The following is a 17,907-nucleotide window of genomic DNA, read 5'->3' on the forward strand; positions in this document are numbered from 1 at the left end:
CGCGATGGCCTTGCTTCAGCTGGAGCGCATCAGCGCACAGTACCCCGGTAGCCCGGAACCGGTGCTGGCGGATATTTCCTTAAGCCTTGGGCCCCAGCAATTGCTGGTCGCCCTCGGCCCGTCCGGCAGTGGCAAGACCTCGCTGTTGAACCTGATTGCCGGGTTTGTCGAACCCAGCGCCGGGCGCATCACCCTTGACGGCGTGCCGGTCAAAGGTCCGAGCGCCGAACGTGGCGTGGTGTTCCAGGATGACGCGCTGCTGCCCTGGCAGGACGTGTTGGCCAATGTCGGTTTCGGTCTGGAACTGGCTGGCGTACCGCGTGATAAACGCGAAATCCGCGCCCGGGAAATGCTCGCGCTGGTCGACCTCGCAGGCTTTGACGCTCGCCGCATCTGGCAGCTTTCAGGCGGTCAGAAGCAGCGTGTCGGCCTGGCCCGAGCCCTCGCTGCCGACCCGCGCGTGTTGTTGATGGACGAACCCTTCGGCGCCCTCGACGCGTTCACCCGCGAACAGATGCAGGAACTGTTGCTGCAAGTCTGGCGACGCACCGCCAAACCGGTGTTCCTGATCACCCACGACATTGAAGAAGCAGTGTTCCTAGCCACGGATCTGATTCTGTTGGCGCCAAACCCTGGGCAAATCGTCGAACGCTTGCAGCTGGATTTCGGTCAGCGTTACGCCGCTGGCGAATCGGCTCGGGCGATCAAATCCGACCCTCGCTTTATCGAAACCCGCGAACACGTACTCGCCCGTGTGTTCTCCCAACGCAGCGCCGCCCAGCGGCAGGAGCGCGCATGAGCAGTTATGAAATCCCGGCCAGCCCCGTCAGCCCATCGACGCTGATTCCGCTGCGACGCAGCCTCGGCACACGCTGGATCAGCGTACTGACGCTGATCGCTTTGCTCGCTGTTTGGTGGGCTGTTACGGCCAGTGGTCTGATCGAGCCGTTGTTCCTGCCACCGCCGGCGGCCGTCCTGCAAAAAGGCTGGTTGCTGGCGACGACGGGTTATATGGACTCGACCCTCTGGCAGCATTTAGGCGCGAGCCTCAGCCGTATCGGCCTGGGTCTGGGCTTCGCGGTTTTGACCGCCGTGCCGGTCGGTATCGCCATCGGTCACAACCGCATCGCACGTGGCGTTCTCGATCCGCTGATCGAGTTCTACCGGCCTATCCCGCCGTTGGCCTACCTGCCGCTGATCGTGATCTGGTGCGGCATCGGTGAGTTGTCCAAGGTATTGCTGATCTATCTGGCGATCTTCGCCCCGATCGCCATCGCCACCGCGACTGGCGTACGTACCGTCGACCCCGCCAAGTTGCGCGCCGCGCAGTCGTTGGGCGCGACCCGGGCCCAGCTGATTCGCCATGTGATTTTGCCGAGTGCCTTGCCGGACATTCTGACCGGTGTGCGCATTGGCTTGGGCGTGGGTTGGTCGACGCTGGTGGCTGCCGAGCTGATCGCCGCCACCAGCGGCCTGGGCTTCATGGTGCAGTCGGCCGCGCAATTTCTGGTCACCGATGTGGTGGTGCTGGGGATTCTGGTGATCGCGCTGATCGCCTTCGCCATGGAAATGGGCCTGCGGGCGCTGCAACGCAAACTGGTGCCGTGGCATGGCCAGGCGCACTGATTATTCATGTGGGAGCCAGCCTGCTCGCGAAGGCAGTGTGTCAGACAAATTTGCTTTGACTGATGAACCGCTTTCGCGAGCAAGCTCGCTCCCACAGTCGGCACCCCGAATTGAAGAGAAAGCCATGAGCAGCCTGACCGTCACCCCACTCAGCACCGCCCTCGGCGCACAGATCAGCGGCGTCGATATCTCCCAGCCGCTGAACCTCGAACAGCGCGATGCGATCGAGCAGGCACTGCTCAAGCACCAAGTGCTGTTCTTCCGCGAGCAGCCGATCAACCCGCAACAGCAGGCACGCTTCGCGGCGAATTTCGGCGACCTGCACATTCACCCGATCTACCCGAATGTGCCGGAACAACCGGAAGTGCTGATCCTAGACACTGCTGAAACCGACGTGCGTGACAACGCCGTGTGGCATACCGACGTGACCTTCCTGCCGACCCCGGCCCTCGGCGCAGTGCTCAGCGCCAAACTGTTGCCGGAGTTTGGAGGCGACACCTTGTGGGCCAGCGGCATCGCGGCGTACGAGGCCCTTTCAGTGCCTCTGCAAAACTTGCTGCAAGGCCTGACCGCGACCCACGATTTCGTCAAATCCTTCCCGCTGGAACGCTTTGGAAACACGCCTGAAGCACTGGCTCAGTGGGAAGAAGCGCGCAAGAAAAACCCTCCACTGTCGCATCCGGTGATCCGTACCCATCCGGTGAGCGGGCGCAGGTCGTTGTTCGTCAATGAAGGCTTCACGACGAAGATCAATGAACTCTCGGAAACCGAAAGCGAAGCGATTCTGAAGCTGCTGTTCGCCCATGCTACGCGGCCGGAATTTACCATTCGCTGGCGTTGGCAGGAGAACGACGTAGCGTTCTGGGATAACCGCGTGACCCAGCATTTTGCCGTGGATGATTACCGACCGGCACGGCGGGTGATGCACCGGGCGACGGTGTTGGGGGATGTGCCGTTTTTCCGCTGAGCCACTGGCTGCTTTACTGCTTTTTATGGCCCCATCGCGAGCAAGCTCGCTCCCACAGGGTTTCGGTTGGCCACAGATTTGTGGTCAACCCCAATCCAATGTGGGAGCGAGCTTGCTCGCGAAAGCAATCTGACAGGCGCCAGAAGATCCAGCGCCGGACACTTACTCCGCCGTCGAAGGCTTCTCCCACAAATTGATCCCGCCCTCCTGGGCAAACCGGTCAATCTCTGCCAGTTCTTCAACGCTGAAGCTCAAATTCTTCAACGCCCCGACATTCTCGATAATCTGCTCCGGGCGGCTGGCGCCGATCAGCGCCGAGGTCACTCGCGGGTCGCGCAGTGTCCAGGCCAGGGCCATTTGCGCCAGGCTTTGACCGCGGCGTTTGGCGATTTCGTTGAGGGCACGCACCAGGGCAATGTTGGCATCGGACAGGTGCGAGGCTTGCAACGAGTCACCGCCCGGACGATTGACCCGTGCATCTTTTGGTACGCCGTTGAGGTACTTGTCGGTCAACAACCCCTGAGCCAATGGCGTGAACGCAATCACGCCCGCGCCGAGTTCATCGGTGGCGTCCAGCAGGTCTTTTTCCACCCAGCGGTTGAGCAGGTTATAAGCCGGCTGGTGGATCAGCAGCGGGACTTTCCACTCTTTCAGCAGTGCAGCCATTTCGCGGGTTTTCGCCCCGGAATACGACGAGATACCGATGTACAGCGCCTTGCCCTGCTGCACGGCAGTCGCCAATGCGCCAGCGGTTTCTTCCAGCGGAGTATCCGGGTCGAAGCGGTGGGAATAAAAGATGTCCACATAGTCGACACCCAGGCGTTGCAGGCTCTGGTCGAGGCTGGCCAGCACGTATTTACGCGAGCCGCCGCCCTGGCCGTAAGGACCCGGCCACATGTCCCAACCGGCCTTGCTGGAGATGATCAGTTCATCGCGGTACTGCTTGAAATCTTCACGCAGCAAACGACCGAAATTGATCTCGGCACTGCCGTACGGCGGGCCGTAATTGTTGGCCAGGTCGAAGTGGTTGATGCCCAGGTCGAAGGCGGTACGCAGCAAGGATCGCTGGGTGTCGATCGGCGTGCTGTCGCCGAAGTTGTGCCACAAGCCCAGCGACAGTGCCGGCAGCACCAGCCCGCTGCGACCGACGCGGCGGTAAGGAATGGAGTCGTAACGATCAGCAGCAGCGGTGTAAGTCATCGAACCCTCTCTTGTTGTGAGCGACGAGGTCGTCAGCGTTGCCCAGCATACGCTCAGGCAACGCATTCAAAACGGGGTGTTCGACTAAATGCTGAAACGTTTCACAAAATCCTGGACTGCGGTGTTCAAGCCGACAATTGCCGCTGATCGTTCACACGCTCTGCATGGGAACGATCACAGTCAAACTGCCTGAGCAAACACCTCAGGGGTTGGTTTAAGCGCCATTGTGCTGAACGACGCCTATGCTCGATACAGACGCCGATCGTTCCCACGCGCAGCAAAGGAATGCCTCTAGGGACGCTCTGCGTCCAGTGACGCGGAGCGTCACGGGCTGCATTCCCACGCAGAGCATGGGAACGATCCTTCAACTCGGGAGCACACCATCATGCACACCACGATCATCATCACTTTCGGCCTGGTCTTGCTGGCGCTGATGCTGTTCATCGGTGAGAAGCTCGGCTTCAGCCGCCAGACCCTGACCTACAGTTTCGTCGTCCTGTGGCTGGCGCTGACGGTGATCAACGGCGCCATCGGTATGATCACCGCCGGGCAACCGCTGATCTCCGAATTGATGGTGGGCTTCATGGTGTTCAGCGTACCGGTGGCCGCTCTGGTGCTGTTCATGACCTTGAACATCGCCTGAGCACCACCGGTCTCGGTCAACGCACCAGATGCAGGAACTGCATGTGCCGCTCGTACTGGTCGAGGATGTCGTTGATGATTTGCTCCTTGGTGTAACCCACCAGATCGTAATCCTGACTGCCTTCGCTCAGGTGCACTTCAGCCCGGTAGTAGCGACGGTTGTTGAGTTCTTTGGAACCCATTCCGCCACGGGCAAAGGACGGCGTGAAGTAACCACGCATTTGCGCCTGGTAGATGAACGGAGGCTGATCGCCGTGACCGATTTCCAGGCTGACGTTGTCACTGGCCGGGTCCGGTTGGGTGACCACGCTCAAGCCCTTTTCAGCGAACACCGCCGTCACTTCTTCAATCGCCGGACGCACCGTCGTGTCGAGGAAACGATACACCTCGTCACGCGACGGGAAGTGTACAGCCTGGCTCAAGCGCTGACGCCAGCCACCCTTACCGCGCCGTGACGACGCCGAGACCGGCGCCAACGAATGCAACTGGGCAATCTGCTTCTGCGATTCGAGGTAGAACGCCTTGTGCAGCCCCCACATCATCAGCAACAGAATCAACGAAAACGGCAACGAGGTCAGTACTACCGCCGACTTCAACGAATCGATGCTGCCGGCAAACAACAATGCACTGGTGACCAACGCGGTCATCGCGCCCCAGAACACCCGCAGCCATTTCGGCCCGTCTTCATCGGCGTTACCGCCCTTGGCCGACAGCGTCGAGAGCACCACGGTGCCCGAGTCGGCCGAAGTGACGAAGAACACGAAGCTGATGAACACCGTGACGGCGATCACCGTTTTGCTCCACGGGTAGGTTTCCAGCAGCAGGTAAAGGGTCATCGACGGGTTCTCGATGGCCGACAAGCCAAGGGCGCTCATGCCGTGGTTGAGCACTTGGTCGATGGCGCTGTTACCGAAGATCGACATCCACGCCAGGGTGAAACCGAGTGGAATCAACAGCACGCCGAAGACGAATTCGCGGATGGTCCGGCCGCGGGAAATACGTGCGATGAACAGGCCCACGAACGGCGACCATGCGATCCACCAGGCCCAGTAGAACACCGTCCAGCCGCCCAGCCAGTCGCTGGGTTTGTCGTAAGCGTAAAGGTCGAAACTTTTCATCGGCAAGGCGCCGAGATAGTCGCCAAGGTTCTGGATCAGGGTGTTGAGCAGGTGCTGGGTAGGGCCGGCGAACAACACGAACAGCAACAACGCACAGGCCAGCAGCATGTTGATGTCGGACATTACCCGCACGCCTTTATCGACGCCGGCGACGGCAACGATGATCGCCGCACCCATCATCAGCGTGATCAGGCCGACCTGAATCCACTGGGTGTGGGCAATGCCGAACAAGTAGTCGAGGCCCGAGTTGAGGTGCAACACGCCAAAGCCCATGTCAGCGCCCAGACCGAACACCGTGGCAATGATGCCGAAGCCATCCACCGCATATCCGATCGGGCCGTTGATGCGTTTGCCGATCAGCGGATAAAGCGCCGAACGCAGGGCCAGCGGCAGGTTATGCCGATAGGCGAAATAGGCCAGCGCCATGCCGACAAACGCGAACACGCCCCAGCCGTGCAGGCCCCAATGCAGAAACAGGACCTGCATCGCCTGACGTGCCGCATCCGCCGTGCCGGCCTCGCCCTGCGGCGGTTGCAGCATGTGCGTCAGCGGTTCAGAGACGCAGAAGAAAAACAGCGTGATGCTGATCCCGGCGGCAAACAGCATGCCGGCCCAGGACAGGTAACTGAATTCGGGCTCGTCGTGGTCGGCACCGAGCTTGATCTTGCCGTAGCCAGACAAGGCGGTGACCACCACGAAGACCAGATACAGGGTCATCGCCAGCATGTAGTACCAGCCGACTGTGTTGGCCGCCCAGTTTTGCGCCGCCAGCAGCCAAGCGCCGGACTGTTGCGGGAAGGCCATGACCACCAGGCCGAACAGTAAAATGAAGGTCGCCGCGAAGTAGAACACCGGCGGATTCATGCGGATCTGACCGCTTGGAGGGGTGAACGATGCACTCATGAAGCGTGCACCTCGAGGGGGTAAAACATGGCTGTAAAAAACAGACTCAGCAAAGGCTAGCCTCCTGTTGTGAGCGGGCAGCGAACCACCGGTTTAACTTGAATGAACGTTCAAGTTAAACATGGATAGGCTGTGAGGACTAATCGCAAGGCTCGGCGGTACGTTTCGTACGCTAGCTCAAGGAAGGGTATGACGCGGGGTTTGGAGGATTCGCTCAGTGGGAAATTGGCTGAATGCCAGTATCTCGGTTCGGCTGGAAATCCAATCGCGAGCAAGCTCGCTCCCACAGGGTTCGTGTCGTTCATCAACACTATGTCCACTGGAGATCCAGTGTGGGAGCGAGCTTGCTCGCGATAGCGCAAGACCTGCCGGTGAAAGCCTCAGGGCTTACTTCTGCGTCCCGTCATCATGCTGCAGATTGGCCTGGGTCAGGTTGCAGCCGGCCGGTACGCTGCGGGTCAGCCAGACGTTGCCGCCGATGGTCGAGCCCTTGCCGATGGTGATCCGTCCGAGGATGGTCGCGCCGGCATAGATCACCACATCGTCTTCAACGATCGGGTGGCGCGGATGGCCCTTCTGCAACTGGCCGTCTTCATCGGCCGGGAAGCGTTTGGCGCCGAGGGTCACGGCCTGGTAGATGCGTACCCGCTCGCCGATGATCGCGGTTTCGCCGATCACCACGCCTGTGCCGTGGTCGATGAAGAAACTGCGGCCGATCTGCGCGCCCGGGTGAATGTCGATCCCCGTGGCCGAGTGGGCAATTTCCGCACTGATCCGCGCCAGCAGCGGCAGCCCGGCGCGGTACAAATGGTGGGCCAGGCGATGGTGAATCACCGCCAGAATCCCCGGATAGCACAGCAGCACTTCATCGACACTGCGTGCTGCCGGGTCGCCGTGATACGCCGCCAGCACATCGGAATCCAGCAGGCTGCGCAGCCCCGGCAAGGCCAGGGCGAAATCCTGGATCAGGCTGATCGCCCGCGCCTCGACTTCGGTATCGACCTGAGCGCTTTGCCGTGCGACATAGCGCAGCTCCAGCCGCGCCTGGGCCAGCAGCGCGTTCAGCGCCACATCCAGCGTATGCCCGACGTAGAAGTCTTCACTCTCCTCGCGCAGATCCACCGGGCCCAGGCGCATCGGGAACAACGCACCACACAGTGCTTCGAGAATCTCCGCCATCGCCGCGCGCGATGGCAGCTCACGCCCGCCCTGCTCGCCGCTGATACGACCGTTCTGCGCACGCCACTGGTCGCGGGCGGTGCGCAGTTGGCTGACGATGGTCTGTAATTGCCAATGGCTGGAACGCTGGCTCACGGTAAAACTCCTCACGTGCTGCGGCCGAACAGTAAGGCCGCCTGAACGGCGTTCACTTTACGGTATGCGCTCAAAACGGAATTAAGAACTAATTGTGCTGTTCTCAGCACTTTTTGGCATAAGCGACATTGTCGGTTGCCCGAGCAAATCGGCCTGCCTATAGTCCAGTCATCTCCCACAACCCGTGCGGCCCCATGATCAAACAACAGCTGGCTCGTTTTAATCGTCTGGACCTTCTTGCCAATGCTACCGCGCTGGAAAAACTCGAACGCTTGTCGGCCTGGCTCGGGCGCGATGTCTACGTCAAACGTGACGACCTGACACCGTTGGCCATGGGCGGCAATAAGCTGCGCAAACTCGAGTACCTCGCCGCCGACGCGCTCGCGCAAGGTGCCGATACGCTGATCACCGCTGGCGCCATCCAGTCCAACCATGTGCGTCAGACAGCAGCGCTTGCCGCCAAACTGGGCCTGGGCTGCGTCGCCTTGCTGGAAAATCCGATCGGCACTGATGACAGCAATTACCTGGGCAACGGCAATCGGCTATTGCTGGATCTGTTCGATGCCAAGGTCGAACTGGTAGAGAACCTCGATAACGCCGACCAACAGTTGCAGGCACTGGCCGAGCGTCTGCGCAGCAACGGCAAAAAACCTTATCTGGTGCCGATTGGCGGCTCCAACGCCTTGGGCGCGCTGGGCTATGTCCGTGCCGGACTGGAACTGGCCGGGCAAATCGAGGACAGCGGCCTGCAATTCGCTGCCGTGGTGTTGGCTTCGGGCAGCGCCGGCACTCACAGCGGTCTGGCGTTGGCGCTGAGCGAAGTACTGCCGGACTTGCCGGTAATCGGCGTCACCGTTTCGCGCAGCGACGAAGACCAGCGGCCGAAGGTCCAGGGCCTGGCCGAGCGCACCGCCGAACTGCTGGGCGTGAACCTGCCGGCGAGTTTCAAGGTTCAATTGTGGGACGAGTATTTCGCTCCGCGTTACGGCGAGCCGAACGCCGGTACCCTGGCGGCAGTCAAGTTGCTGGCCAGCCAGGAAGGGCTGTTGCTTGACCCGGTCTACACCGGTAAGGCCATGGCCGGTTTGCTCGATGGTATCGGCCGGCAGCGCTTCAATGACGGCCCGATTATCTTCCTGCACACCGGAGGTGCGCCGGCGTTGTTTGCCTATAAAGACTCACTCTGACTCATCGTTCCCACGCTCTGCGTGGGAATGCCTCAAGGGACGCACAGCGTCACGGGCTGCATTCCCACGCGGGAGCGTGGGAACGATCAATGTTCTGCGTGGGAGCGACTTATATTCTAAAAAAGAATAACAAACTGAATTTATATTATTTTTAATATCTAAAAGCCGCATCATATAGTCCCGCCGCAGGCGCAATTGCTGCGAGACGCATACGCTGCTTTTAGGGCACGATGTTGCAGCCGTTCAATTCTCGGTTTTGCCTGCTTCTCCAAAAAACGTCTTCATAAAAAACACAGGGGCTTGTCATGAATTTCTCCGCATTTCGTCGAAATCTGCTGGTGGGCTCGCTGGGCCTGGTACTCGGTGCTGGCCTGTTGGGGCAAGCGGTGGCCGGTGAGCAGCTGCAAAAAATCAAGGACGCCGGCGTGATCAACGTCGGTCTGGAAGGCACTTATCCACCGTTCAGTTTCGTCGATGCCGACGGCAAACTGGCCGGCTTCGAAGTGGAGTTCTCCGAAGCCCTCGCCAAAGAGCTGGGCGTGAAGGTCAAACTGCAACCGACCAAATGGGACGGCATCCTCGCGGCGCTGGAATCCAAACGTCTGGACGCAGTAATCAACCAGGTGACCATCTCCGAAGAGCGCAAGAAGAAGTATGACTTCTCCGAGCCCTACACCGTTTCCGGGATTCAGGCGCTGGTGCTGACGAAGAAGGTTGCGGAGCTGAACATCAAGACCGCCGCCGACCTGACTGGCAAGAAAGTCGGCGTAGGCCTGGGCACCAACTACGAGCAGTGGGTAAAAGCCAATGTGCCGGGTGCTGAAGTCCGCACCTACGAAGATGATCCGACCAAGTTCCAGGACCTGCGCGTTGGCCGCACCGACGTCATTCTGATCGACCGCCTCGCCGCGCTGGAATACGCCAAGAAGGCTAAAGACACCACCGCCGCCGGCGAACCGTTCTCCCGTCAGGAAGCCGGCATTGCCCTGCGCAAAGGCGAGCCTGAGCTGCTGGCTGCGGTGAACAAGGCCATCGACAAGCTGCGTGCCGACGGTACGCTGAAAAAGCTTTCGGAAAAATACTTCAACGCTGACGTCACCCAATAATGGAAGAAGCTTTCCAACTCGCGCTGGACTCCGCGCCCTTTCTGCTGAAGGGCGCGTATTTCACGGTCATCCTCAGCCTGGGCGGGATGTTCTTTGGTCTGTTGCTGGGGTTTGGCCTGGCCTTGATGCGCCTGTCGCGCTTCAAGCTGGTGAGCTGGATCGCCCGCGTCTACGTGTCGTTCTTTCGCGGCACGCCGTTGCTGGTGCAACTGTTCGTGATCTATTACGGCTTGCCGCAATTGGGCATCGAACTTGATCCGCTGCCGGCCGCCTTGATCGGCTTCTCGCTGAACATGGCCGCCTACACCTGTGAGATCCTCCGCGCCGCGATCAGCTCCATCGAACGCGGCCAGTGGGAAGCCGCTGCCAGTATCGGCATGACCCGTGCGCAAACCCTGCGCCGGGCCATCCTGCCGCAAGCTGCGCGCACGGCCCTTCCTCCACTGGGCAACAGCTTCATTTCGCTGGTCAAGGACACCGCGCTGGCGGCGACCATTCAGGTGCCGGAACTGTTCCGTCAGGCACAACTGATCACCGCCCGCACCTTCGAAATTTTCACCATGTATCTTGCCGCCGCACTGATCTACTGGATTCTTGCAACGGTGCTCTCGCACCTGCAAAACCAGTTGGAAGAGCGGGTCAATCGTCACGACCAGGAGTCCTGACCCCATGATTGTCGTGGAAAAACTGACAAAGCAGTTCAAGGGTCAAGTGGTGCTCAATGGCATCGATCTGAAGGTTGAAGAAGGCGAGGTCGTTGCGATCATCGGCCCAAGCGGCTCGGGCAAGACCACCTTCCTGCGTTGCCTGAACTTTCTTGAAGAACCCACCAGCGGCCGGATCAAGGTCGGCGACATCGAGATCGATGGCAGCCGCCCGCTGAACCAGCAGCAGAGCCTGGTACGCCGGCTGCGCCAGCATGTCGGTTTCGTGTTTCAGAACTTCAATCTGTTCCCCCATCGCACGGCCTTGGAAAACGTCATCGAAGGCCCTTTGGTGGTGAAGAAAATGCCAAAGGACCAAGCATTGGCGCTGGGTCGAAAACTGCTGGCCAAGGTCGGCCTGGCAGGCAAGGAAGACGCCTATCCGCGCAGGCTGTCCGGTGGGCAGCAACAGCGCGTGGCAATCGCCCGGGCGCTGGCCATGGAGCCGGAAGTGATTCTCTTCGACGAACCAACCTCGGCGCTCGATCCGGAACTGGTCGGCGAAGTGCTGGCGGCCATTCGCAGCCTGGCCGAAGAAAAACGCACCATGGTCATCGTTACCCACGAAATGAGTTTTGCTCGTGATGTGGCGAACCGGGTGGTGTTTTTCGACAAGGGCGTCATCGTCGAACAAGGTGAAGCGAAAGCGTTATTTGCCAATCCAAAAGAAGAACGAACCCGACAATTCCTCAATAAGTTCCTCAACTCCTGAAGCTAATAATCATACCCAAAGATGCAGTAACCGCTGTCAACTTCCACGGACGGAAGTGACATTTAGCGCACTATTCGACGGTCATCACCCTGCCTTCCGCCGACGTCCATAATTATCTAATCATCCAAGTCGAAAGCGGTATATAGATACCTCCTGCAACATCCTCCTGCCACGTAACCTCCAACACACTGGGATTGATCCAATGCCGGAAAGCCCAGGAAACACTGGCTCACAAATCGAGCATGCCTAAGAAATATCCAGGCAACATGTCCATCGACCGCTAATAACGGGTAGGAAATATCTGAATAGCCTGGCATTCCCACGTTCTCAACTTGCGTCTATTGACACTCCATCGGCCACTCCCTTATCTAGGCGCCAACAGGCGTTTCACAATGCTTGAATATAGTTAATCGCCTACTACCCTAACGCCTTCGACACTTTCGAAATGGACTTCGCTGCGATGTTTCAAGGAGAACACACATGACTTGTATGTCGAACAAAGTTGAACTGGCGGCTCCCGGCCTGACACAGTCGTCCGGCTCCGCCATCAACATCACTTCCGCTGCTTACCTGCTGATCGAGATACCGCCTTATGCCGGCATGGACGAAGGTGATCTGATCGAGCTGTTCTGGGACAACTGCTATGTGGCCTCACGAGTGCTCAACCGCACAGATGTCGGCCAGCCACTCAACCTGCGGGTCCCGGAGAGTTTTATCCGCAATGGCAGTTCGCGTATCCACTACCGGCTGATGCAAGTCGGGCAAGGCCCGGCGCTGTCTGCGACGAAACGGGTCCAGGTCAAACTTGACTGCCCGGGTGGTCAGCCGCACACCCTGTGTGCAGACGAAAACCAGCGCCTGGAGCCATTGGGAATTCCCGAGATGATTCGCCGTCACGGGGTCAATCCGAATCAGTTCAAACGTGGCGTACCGCTGACCATCGAACCTTATCTGAACATGGCGGCTGACGATGAAATCACCCTGCGCTGGGGCGACGTGCGCATGGACCTGCCCAGGATCAAACCCGGCGAAGTCGGCCACCCGATCAACGTCTGGGTGCCGCCTGCTGTGATTCTCGAAGCCGGCGAAGACCATCGGCTGGAAGTCACCTACTGCATCCTTGATCGAGCAGGCAATAACTCACGCTGGGCTCCAGTGCGCACCCTGAAAGTCGGCTGCGCCAATCCTTATCTGAAAGTACCGGCCAGGAAGTGCTGAAGGCCCCTGAACTCCGCGACCGATGAGATCCCTGTAGCAGCTGGCGAAGCCTGCGTTCGGCTGCGCAGCAGTCGTGAATCCTGAAATCGCGTTTAATCTGAATAAACGTTGCGTCCGATTTTGCGACTGCTGCGCAGCCGAACGCAGGCTTCGCCAGCTGCTACAAGGTTGCGTTTACATCGCCCTTTCGGGGACAAATGCGAAAGATGACAGCGCCTGATGACGCCCTTCTATGCATATTCCTAAAAGTTAGTTTATTAATTTTTTATACGCGATTAGGATATATGAACCGGACCACCGGACTTTCTTGATTTTGATTTCGCCGCACGATGCGGCTTATCCATGAGAGGTGAGGTAGGTATGGTCAGGAACATAATCACCCCGGTGCACATCGCCAGGGCATTGCGTGCAGCCAAGGAGCGGCGCTGATGTCTAATCTGGCAGATGCAAACGTTCAGAGTGATCTGGACATTCCCCCGCTGTTGTTGCCCGCGCACGTTTTGCGCAACGACGCACAAGCCCTCGAAGCTGCCCGTGAACTCGCTCAGGTCGCCCGCTTGCAAGCCGCGCGACGCGATCAACAGCGCAAGTTGCCTTGGGCGGAAATCGAACAGTTCACCCGCAGTGGCCTGGGCAGCATTGCCATTGGCAAAGCGTTCGGTGGCCCCGAGGTTTCATTCGTCACCATCGCCGAAGTCTTCGCGATCATTTCCGCGGCCGACCCGGCACTCGGGCAAATCCCGCAGAACCACTTCGGGATTCTCAATCTGCTCCAGCACACCGCCAACGAACGGCAGAAAAAGCAGCTGTTCCAGAGCGTGCTCGACGGTTGGCGGATCGGCAACGCGGGCCCGGAACGCGGCACCAAAAACACCCTGGAACTCAAGGCCCGCATCACCGCCGACGGTGATGGTTACGTCATCAACGGTCAGAAGTTTTACTCCACGGGCGCACTGTTCGCTCACTGGGTCGCGGTCAAGGCACTCAACGACGACGGCAAGCAAGTCATCGCCTTCGTCCGTCGCGGCACGCCAGGACTGCGCATCGTCGACGACTGGTCGGGCTTCGGCCAGCGCACGACTGCCAGCGGCACTGTGCTACTGAACAACGTGCGGGTCGATGCCGATCTGGTGGTGGAAAACTGGCGAATAAACGACAGCCCGAACATTCAGGGCGCCGTGTCACAGCTGATTCAAGCCGCCATCGACGCCGGTATAGCCCGCGGCGCCATCGACGACGCCATCAGCTTCGTTCGCGAACGCGCACGTCCGTGGATAGACGCCAACGTCGAACGCGCCAGCGATGACCTCTACGTGATTGCCGACATCGGCAAACTGAAAATCGACCTGCACGCCGCCGAAGCGCTGCTGCGCAGGGCCGGGAAAGTGCTCGATCAAGTCAGCGCCGCACCGGTCACCGCCGAATCCGCCGCCCGCGCTTCGATTGCGGTCGCCGAAGCCAAGGTGCTGACCACCGAGATCTCGCTGCTGGCCAGCGAAAAACTCTTCGAGCTGGCCGGAAGCCGCGCCACCCTCGCCGAGTTCAACCTCGACCGCCACTGGCGCAACGCACGTGTGCACACCCTGCACGATCCGGTGCGCTGGAAATACCACGCCGTGGGCGCTTATCACCTGAACGGCACCTTGCCTGCCCGGCATTCCTGGATCTGAACGACCAGAACACTTTTGACCAGATCTCTGGAGAAACACATGACTCTTACTCACCCCGTCGCGGTCATCACCAGCGATGAGCAAGCCCTTGTCGTCGCCAGCGATCTGGCCGAAGACTTCAAACGCGACAGCGCCCTGCGCGACCGTGAACGACGCCTGCCCTACCCAGAACTGGAAGTCTTTTCGCGCTCTGGCCTGTGGGGCATCAGCGTACCCAGGGAATACGGCGGAGCCGGCGTTTCCAACGTTACCCTGGCCAAAGTCATCGCGCTGATCGCCCAGGCCGACGGTTCGCTGGGGCAGATCCCGCAGAACCATTTTTATGCCCTCGAAGTGCTGCGCGTAAACGGTACATCCGAGCAGAAAAAACGCCTGTACGCCGAAGTCCTCGCCGGTCAGCGCTTCGGCAATGCACTGGCCGAACTCGGGACCAAAACCGCACTCCACCGGGTCACCAGCCTGACTCCCGATGGCGACGGTTTTCGCATCAACGGCCGCAAGTTCTACGCCACCGGGGCGATCTATGCACAACGGATTCCGACCACGGTGGTCGATGAAAACGGCGTCCAGCAACTGGCCTTCGTCCCGCGTGACAGCCAGGGCCTGACGGTCATCGATGACTGGAGCGGCTTCGGCCAGCGCACCACCGGCAGCGGTTCGGTGGTGTTCGAAGACGTCTACGTCTCGGCAGACGACGTGATCCCGTTTCAGAGTGCCTTCGAACGTCCGACCCCGGTCGGCCCGCTGGCACAGATTCTCCATGCGGCCATTGACACCGGCATTGCCCGCGCCGCGTATGAAGACGCGCTGCATTTCGTACGGAGCAAAACCCGTCCCTGGATCGACTCCGGCAATGACAACGCCACCGAAGACCCGCTGACGATCAAAAGTTTCGGCCACCTGAGCATTCGCCTGCACGCGACGGAAGCACTGCTGGAACGCGCAGGAGAATTCCTCGATCGCGCCCAGGCCGACACCAACGCCGAAACGATCGCGGCGGCCTCGATTGCCGTGGCCGAAGCGCGCGCCATCAGCACGGAAATCTCCCTGGCGGCCGGCAGCACGCTGTTCGAACTGTCCGGTAGCCAAGCCACCCTGGCCGAACACGGGCTGGATCGTCACTGGCGCAACGCCCGCGTGCACACCCTGCACGACCCGGTGCGCTGGAAGTACCACGCGATTGGCAACTACTACCTCAACGATGAAAACCCGCCACTGCGGGGGACTATTTGATGCCCTCGCCTCTGACAAAGAAAAAAAAGATCCTGCTCAATGCCTTCAACATGAACTGCATCGGGCACATCAACCACGGCCTGTGGACTCATCCACGGGACAACTCGACCCAGTACAAGACGGTCGAGTACTGGACCGAACTGGCGCAGTTGCTGGAGCGTGGCTTGTTCGACGGTCTGTTCATCGCCGACATCGTCGGGGTGTATGACGTCTATCAAAACTCAGTCGACGTGCCGCTCAAAGAGTCGATCCAGTTGCCGGTCAACGACCCGCTGCTGCTGGTGTCGGCCATGGCCGCGGTGACCAGGAACCTCGGCTTCGGCCTGACCGCCAACCTGACCTATGAGCCGCCGTATCTGTTCGCCCGGCGCCTGTCGACCCTCGATCACCTGAGCCGTGGCCGGGTCGGCTGGAACATCGTCACCGGCTACCTCGACAGCGCCGCCAAGGCCATGGGCCTGAGCCAACAGGTCGAACATGACCGGCGTTACGACCAGGCCGATGAGTACCTTGAGGTGCTGTACAAACTCTGGGAAGGCAGCTGGGAAAACGACGCGGTGATCAACGACCGCGAGCGGCGGGTCTACGCGACACCTGCGAAAGTGCACAAGGTCGAGCACCACGGCGAGTTCTATCAGGTCGAGGGTTATCACCTCTGCGAGCCCTCGCCGCAGCGCACGCCGGTGCTGTTCCAGGCCGGCAGTTCGGATCGCGGCCTGGTGTTCGCCGGACAACACGCCGAGTGCGTGTTCATCAGCGGCCAGAACAAGGCCTCGACCAAGGTGCAGGTGGACAAGGTCCGCGCCAGCGCCGCCGCTGCCGGGCGTAACCCCGGGGACATCAAGGTGTTCATGGGGCTGAACGTAATCGTCGGTGCAACCGAGGAGCTGGCCTGGGCCAAGCACGCCGAGTACCTGAGCTACGCCAGCGCCGAAGCCGGGGTGGCGCATTTCTCGGCGTCCACCGGGATCGACTTTTCCGAATACGAACTCGATGAACCCATCCAGTACGTGAAAAACAACGCCATCCAGTCCGCTACCAAAAACCTGCAAAACAACGACTGGACCCGACGCAAGTTGCTTGAGCAACACGCTTTGGGCGGCCGCTACATCACCGTGGTCGGCTCGCCCGAGCAGGTCGCCGATGAGCTGGAATCCTGGATTGCGGAAACCGGCCTGGACGGCTTCAACCTGACCCGCATCGTCACCCCGGAAAGCTATGTCGATTTCATCGACCTGGTGATTCCCGAGTTGCAACGGCGCGGGTCGTACAAGACCGCTTATGACGAAGGCACCTTGCGCGAAAAGCTGTTTCACGCGGAGGCGCATCTACCCGAACAACATTCGGGATCGGCGTTTCGACGCTAGAAGCATCGCGAGCAAGCTCGCTCCCACAGGGATTGCGTGAACACCGGAGATCCACTGTGGGAGCGAGCTTGCTCGCGATGAGGCCCTACCAGCCCCCCCCCACTTCATGCACTGACTGGAAAACCCATCATGACCAAAAAACTCTTAAAACACCCAGTCAAAGCACTGGCCCTGGTCCTCGGCCTCTTCAGCTCGGTAGCATTCGCCGCCGACGCACCGCTGAAAATCGGCACCACCGCCGCCTTCGCCATCCCGCTGGAGGCGGCAGTCGAAGAAGCCGGCAAACAAGGCCTGAAGGTCGAATTGGTGGAGTTCAGCGACTGGATTGCACCGAACGTCAGCCTGGCCTCCGGCGACATCGATGTGAACTACTTCCAGCACATTCCGTTCCTGGAAAACGCCAAGGCCGCCGCCGGTTTTGACCTGGTGCCGTTTGCGCCGGGCATCATCAACAACGTCGGCCTGTACTCGAAGAAATACAAAAGCTTCGACGAGCTTCCCGAGGGTGCCAGCGTGGCCATCGCCAACGACCCGATCAACAGCGGTCGCGGCTTGCAACTGTTGGCCAAGGCCGGGTTGATCAGCCTCAAACCGGGGGTGGGTTACAAGGCGACTGAAGACGACATCGTCGCCAATCCGAAAAAACTGAAAATCCTTCAGGTCGAAGCCGTGCAACTGGTGCGTGCGTATGACGACGCCGATCTGGTGCAGGGCTACCCGGCCTACATTCGTCTGGCCAAGACCTTTGATGCCACGTCAGCGCTGCTGTTCGACGGTCTCGACCACAAGGAATACGTAATCCAGTTCGTGATCCAGCCGAAAAGCAAAACCGACCCGCGCCTGATCAAGTTCGTCGACATCTACCAGCATTCGCCAGTGGTTCGCGCAGCCCTGGATAAGGCCCACGGCAAGCTCTACCAAGCTGGCTGGGAAGGCTGAC

General features: G+C 59.9%; 15 protein-coding genes and 1 pseudogene. 13 read left to right on the forward strand and 3 right to left on the reverse strand.

Going from position 1 to position 17,907, the window contains the following annotated elements; genetic code table 11:
- The first annotated feature begins 4 nt into the window (after positions 1-4).
- The 3 genes from tauB (at position 5) to tauD (ending at position 2,593) form a co-directional block, all read left to right on the forward strand.
- Entirely contained in the window at positions 5-799 is a 795-nt protein-coding gene (tauB, locus tag AC1DIG_RS14850) for a taurine ABC transporter ATP-binding subunit (RefSeq protein ID WP_477767893.1), read from the forward strand.
- Complete coding sequence (gene tauC / locus AC1DIG_RS14855; protein WP_477767894.1) at positions 796-1,626, forward strand: taurine ABC transporter permease TauC; 831 nt, start codon at positions 796-798, stop codon at positions 1,624-1,626. Before tauB ends, tauC begins: the two co-directional genes overlap by 4 nt.
- Positions 1,627-1,750: 124 nt before the next feature.
- Positions 1,751-2,593, forward strand: coding sequence for a taurine dioxygenase (gene tauD, locus AC1DIG_RS14860; protein ID WP_477767895.1), 843 nt, complete (start codon positions 1,751-1,753; stop codon positions 2,591-2,593).
- Positions 2,594-2,755: 162 nt separating this feature from the next.
- Here tauD and mgrA read toward each other — a convergent pair whose 3' ends face one another.
- Positions 2,756-3,793, reverse strand: coding sequence for an L-glyceraldehyde 3-phosphate reductase (gene mgrA / locus AC1DIG_RS14865; RefSeq protein ID WP_427543398.1), 1,038 nt, complete (start codon positions 3,791-3,793; stop codon positions 2,756-2,758).
- A gap of 385 nt (positions 3,794-4,178) precedes the next feature.
- Here mgrA and AC1DIG_RS14870 point away from each other — a divergent pair, with 385 nt between their 5' ends.
- A complete protein-coding gene (locus AC1DIG_RS14870) occupies positions 4,179-4,436 on the forward strand; it encodes a hypothetical protein (protein ID WP_054595087.1) in 258 nt (85 codons plus the stop codon).
- Between the two features lie 16 nt (positions 4,437-4,452).
- Here the strand turns inward: AC1DIG_RS14870 and betT are convergent, their stop codons facing one another.
- Positions 4,453-6,417 carry a choline transporter BetT gene (gene betT / locus AC1DIG_RS14875; protein WP_477767976.1) on the reverse strand — a complete coding sequence of 655 codons (1,965 nt, stop codon included), beginning with the start codon at positions 6,415-6,417 and terminating at the stop codon, positions 4,453-4,455.
- Positions 6,418-6,843: 426 nt separating this feature from the next.
- Positions 6,844-7,770, reverse strand: coding sequence for a serine O-acetyltransferase EpsC (gene epsC, locus AC1DIG_RS14880; protein WP_054595085.1), 927 nt, complete (start codon positions 7,768-7,770; stop codon positions 6,844-6,846).
- 194 nt (positions 7,771-7,964) lie between these two features.
- Here epsC and AC1DIG_RS14885 point away from each other — a divergent pair, with 194 nt between their 5' ends.
- From AC1DIG_RS14885 to AC1DIG_RS14925, 9 genes and pseudogenes are all read left to right on the forward strand, one after another.
- The gene (locus tag AC1DIG_RS14885; protein ID WP_477767896.1) at positions 7,965-8,957 is read left to right on the forward strand and encodes a D-cysteine desulfhydrase; all 993 of its coding nucleotides are present in this window, start codon (positions 7,965-7,967) and stop codon (positions 8,955-8,957) included.
- Positions 8,958-9,262: 305 nt separating this feature from the next.
- The gene (tcyJ, locus tag AC1DIG_RS14890) at positions 9,263-10,063 is read left to right on the forward strand and encodes a cystine ABC transporter substrate-binding protein (protein WP_477767897.1); all 801 of its coding nucleotides are present in this window, start codon (positions 9,263-9,265) and stop codon (positions 10,061-10,063) included.
- The gene (gene tcyL, locus AC1DIG_RS14895) at positions 10,063-10,728 is read left to right on the forward strand and encodes a cystine ABC transporter permease (protein WP_477767898.1); all 666 of its coding nucleotides are present in this window, start codon (positions 10,063-10,065) and stop codon (positions 10,726-10,728) included. The genes tcyJ and tcyL overlap by 1 nt, the downstream gene beginning before the upstream one ends.
- Before the next feature lie 4 nt (positions 10,729-10,732).
- Positions 10,733-11,479, forward strand: coding sequence for an L-cystine ABC transporter ATP-binding protein TcyN (gene tcyN, locus AC1DIG_RS14900; protein ID WP_019691207.1), 747 nt, complete (start codon positions 10,733-10,735; stop codon positions 11,477-11,479).
- A 480-nt stretch (positions 11,480-11,959) separates the two neighbouring features.
- A pseudogene (locus AC1DIG_RS14905) lies at positions 11,960-12,723 on the forward strand (hypothetical protein).
- Between the two features lie 402 nt (positions 12,724-13,125).
- Positions 13,126-14,367: an SfnB family sulfur acquisition oxidoreductase gene (locus AC1DIG_RS14910; RefSeq protein WP_477767899.1), complete on the forward strand. Its 1,242-nt coding sequence runs from the start codon at positions 13,126-13,128 to the stop codon at positions 14,365-14,367.
- 39 nt (positions 14,368-14,406) lie between these two features.
- Positions 14,407-15,600, forward strand: a complete 1,194-nt coding sequence (locus AC1DIG_RS14915; protein WP_477767900.1) for an SfnB family sulfur acquisition oxidoreductase — start codon at positions 14,407-14,409, stop codon at positions 15,598-15,600.
- A complete protein-coding gene (locus AC1DIG_RS14920; RefSeq protein ID WP_477767901.1) occupies positions 15,600-16,967 on the forward strand; it encodes an LLM class flavin-dependent oxidoreductase in 1,368 nt (455 codons plus the stop codon). The genes AC1DIG_RS14915 and AC1DIG_RS14920 overlap by 1 nt, the downstream gene beginning before the upstream one ends.
- 129 nt (positions 16,968-17,096) lie before the next feature.
- A complete protein-coding gene (locus AC1DIG_RS14925) occupies positions 17,097-17,906 on the forward strand; it encodes a MetQ/NlpA family ABC transporter substrate-binding protein (RefSeq protein WP_477767902.1) in 810 nt (269 codons plus the stop codon).
- Position 17,907 lies beyond the last annotated feature (1 nt).

This window comes from Pseudomonas sp. 05N431 (assembly GCF_056397005.1).